Source organism: uncultured Rothia sp. (assembly GCF_937976295.1).
Lineage (GTDB): Bacteria > Actinomycetota > Actinomycetes > Actinomycetales > Micrococcaceae > Rothia.
On sequence record NZ_CALJRY010000004.1, the window covers coordinates 1 to 2,406 of the forward strand.

Sequence of the window (2,406 nt, forward strand, 5' to 3'; positions counted from 1 at the left end):
AGGTCCAGACTCGGTCGAGTAGCAGAGCACTCAGGAGGGTTAGGGCGATGCCGAGGACCAGCACCACAATATCCGGTCCGTCAGCGGGAACTGCCCACGTTACCAGGGTAAGGAATACCTGTAGACCCAACGCCCAGTACAGAGGAGAATCCGATACCTGCTCATCTACAGGCCTCTTCGCGATGAAGTTCTTAAGGACCTTGGCGGCTACAACCGCAAGCAGGATCAGGAGAGCAACCTCAAGAATGACGCTCAAGGGGTTGGACTTCGAATAATCAATGACCAGACGGGCGATGAAGAGGCTGAACGCCGTGGTACAAACGGTCGGCAGGTTCTTCGCCTTGGTGACAGACACGAAGGAGAGAGCGCCTAGACCCCAGAGAAGCGCGTTGAGTTCTACCTGCTTGGGCTCAAAAACGAACCCAACGAGAGTGTAGAATCCCAGCACCGCCAGAGCGGGAATCATCAGCAGCGTATTGACCGGAGCGTAGATAGCTTGGGTCAGGGGACGGCGAGACATGAAACGCGCATAAGGGGCACCCAACGGGCCGTGCATCGGCAGTTCAACCATCGTATTACCGACCGGGACAGCAATGCGCGGACGAACATTTGCGTTCACGCCGAAGACCTCAACCGGGAGCGTAACCTTCAGAACGAATAGGATGATAACTGCGAGCAGGGCATAATAGCCCAGCAGAGTCATCTCAATCGTGCTTTCCCTCGTGTTGAAGAGATTCCATAGAGAACCAATGCAGAAAGTCGTGATGCTGATGGAGGCACCAATCTGCATGCGAGGGATCCTGAAGATGAGGGCTAGCACCCATACAGCGATGAAGATAATCGGAGTTGCTACCGCGAACAGAAGACTATCAAAGTCGCCAATGAAACGGCCTGCACTCAGGATAGAACCAAGAGTGAAGAAAATCGCTGCCGCGTATGCCTCGTAGCTTCGCTTGGAGTACGCATAGAGCAGCACGCTGCACAGCGCCTGGACCGCCAGCAGAGCAAGGACGAGGAAGTCCACGAGCGATTCCTTCATATTGCCGCTGATAGCGAGCAGAATGACAGACCAGCAGATGGGGAAACGCGCAACGGTGAGTAGCTCCGAACGAATCGAAGAGCCAGCCGGCATAAAGAAACCAAGCACACCGTATACGACGGTCAGGAGTGCAGGCAGTGCTACAGCAATGTACTCCTTCTGCAAGTCATACAGCAGGTAGTGTCGCGAGCCAATCGTCGCGATGACCAAGGTCATGTAGAACGCGATACGGATGAAAGAGACAAGCGTGGAGCGGAAGGACCCAACATCCGAAAGCCTCAGCGCACGAGCCAGAATAAGAGCGCTCAAGACGCTCAAGAAGAGGACGGCACCCGAGAAGAGGGGGAAACCAATCCAGAACCGGCCATGTGCTCCGCCATCAACATGGTTAGACACGTACCCAACGAAGAGCGCAAAAACGCCCAAGAAGAGGTAGACCGACATTTCTACAAGCCGGTAGCTGGGATCCTGAGCCGCAACGCCCTGAGAGAGGACAAAAGTCAACAGTGCAATAGCGGCGCAGACCAGTGCAAACATCAAAAGCGACTCAGAAGTCTGCATCTCGGGAATGAGAGCAAGGAAGAGCTGAATCATACCAATGGCATAACCGATGTTGCTCAGTACTGCTCCGGCGGTACGTGCCTCGGGGGCCTTAGCACTGACCAGATAGATGACTACTGCCGCGGCAAAGAACAGATAGAACGTGCCCTGATTACTGGGGGAGGCGTACATGCCAATAATAGGAATGAGCGCTACAAAGCTGATCAGCAGCAGAGGCTGAATTGCCTTGCGGTACAGCAAGAAACTCATAATGCAGAGGACACCAATAACCCAGGGGGCGGGGAAGATACCTTGATTGCCTTCTGCATAAGGAAGGAAAGCGCTCCAGCGAGTTGCGTATGCAGGGCTATCGGCAACGTGAGCAGTGTAGAAGGCATCCATGAGAGCAAAGAAGGAGAAGAATACGCCGACGCATGCGTCAATAGCAGGCAGCCACTCCACCTTGCGAGCGGGATGGTGAGGAGCTTCCTTCGCCCAGGGGATAGACGGTGAGCTCTGTACCTGCTCGTGCTGTTCATTGGAAGCAGGAGTCGAACCAGTAATGGTTTTCTGCAGACGAGGAATAAATACGTACGCAGAAATCAGGTTTACAACCAGAACAGAGACAAAGAAAATACTGGGGAACCACGGGCCGTGATCCGAGTCCATGATGAAGGAGAGAATAGACGCAATCGGGTAGATTCGTGCCTGGGCGTAGTAATCCGCCGTGCCGTTCAGCCAGGTGAAAAGAATGGCGTGCACAGACATAACTGCAAAAGCAATACCCGCGTCCGTGTAGCTCAGATCGTTGGTGAAGAAGAAAATAG

The 2,406-nt window shown here is 53.9% G+C and carries 1 protein-coding gene; it reads right to left on the reverse strand.

Going from position 1 to position 2,406, the window contains the following annotated elements; translation table 11 throughout:
- Positions 1-2,406, reverse strand: a 2,406-nt coding sequence (locus tag Q0216_RS00040) for a Fe2+/Zn2+ uptake regulation protein (RefSeq protein WP_298591814.1), incomplete at both ends; no start/stop codon positions are given.